Genomic DNA, 1,147 nt, shown 5'->3' on the forward strand with positions numbered 1-1,147 from the left:
GCCTTGTACACACCGCCCGTCACACCATGGGAGTGGGCTGCACCAGAAGTAGATAGCTTAACCTTCGGGAGGGCGTTTACCACGGTGTGGTTCATGACTGGGGTGAAGTCGTAACAAGGTAGCCCTAGGGGAACCTGGGGCTGGATCACCTCCTTACTGACGCTATTCTTGCGAGTGTTCACACAGATTGCACGGTCATATTGAAAAGCGCTAACTAATGGCAAGCCATTGGTTAACGCTTTTAGCGTTACTCTGAAAAGAGATGCTCTTTAACAATCTGGAAAGCTGACAAGTCATTCTTAAAGAATGACAGTAAAGTTCTCAATCAGTGACATGTAATGTCACTCACACAATCAAGTGTGCTTGGGCTTTGTTTTATTTGATAAGCAAAGTCTCTATTTTGAGTCCGGCAAAAACAAAACCTTAATTAGTTGATGATTCAACACTCAGTGGTTTTGCGACGAAGATTTCTTTTTTAGACAATCTCGCCGTAAATAAAACCTCTTGGGGTTGTATGGTTAAGTGATTAAGCGTAGACGGTGGATGCCTTGGCAGTCAGAGGCGATGAAGGACGTATTAACTTGCGATAAGCCCAGATAAGGCAGTAAAAGCCATTTGAGTCTGGGATTTCCGAATGGGGAAACCCACCTGCATAAGCAGGTNCGAGTAGGACGGGACACGTGATATCTTGTCTGAACATGGGGGGACCATCCTCCAAGGCTAAATACTCCTGACTGACCGATAGTGAACCAGTACCGTGAGGGAAAGGCGAAAAGAACCCCTGTGAGGGGAGTGAAATAGAACCTGAAACCGTCTACGTACAAGCAGTGGGAGCCTCCTTTGTGGGGTGACCGCGTACCTTTTGTATAATGGGTCAGCGACTTAATGTTAGTAGCAAGGTTAACCGCATAGGGGAGCCGTAGGGAAACCGAGTCTTAACTGGGCGTCGAGTTGCTAGCATTAGACCCGAAACCGAGTGATCTAGCCATGGGCAGGTTGAAGGTTGAGTAACATCAACTGGAGGACCGAACTCACTAACGTTGAAAAGTTAGGAGATGACCTGTGGCTAGGGGTGAAAGGCCAATCAAACTCGGAGATAGCTGGTTCTCCCCGAAAGCTATTTAGGTAGCGCCTCGGACGAATACTA

At 47.4% G+C, this 1,147-nt stretch carries 2 rRNA genes; both read left to right on the plus strand.

Annotation, left to right across the window (positions count from 1 at the left end):
• Positions 1 to 156, plus strand: a 16S ribosomal RNA gene (locus BZG82_RS16115); the annotation flags it as partial.
• A 360-nt stretch (positions 157 to 516) separates the two neighbouring features.
• A 23S ribosomal RNA gene (locus BZG82_RS16120) occupies positions 517 to 1,147 on the plus strand; the annotation flags it as partial.

The sequence above is a fragment of the Salinivibrio sp. PR5 genome (assembly GCF_001996085.1).
Classification (GTDB): domain Bacteria; phylum Pseudomonadota; class Gammaproteobacteria; order Enterobacterales; family Vibrionaceae; genus Salinivibrio; species Salinivibrio proteolyticus.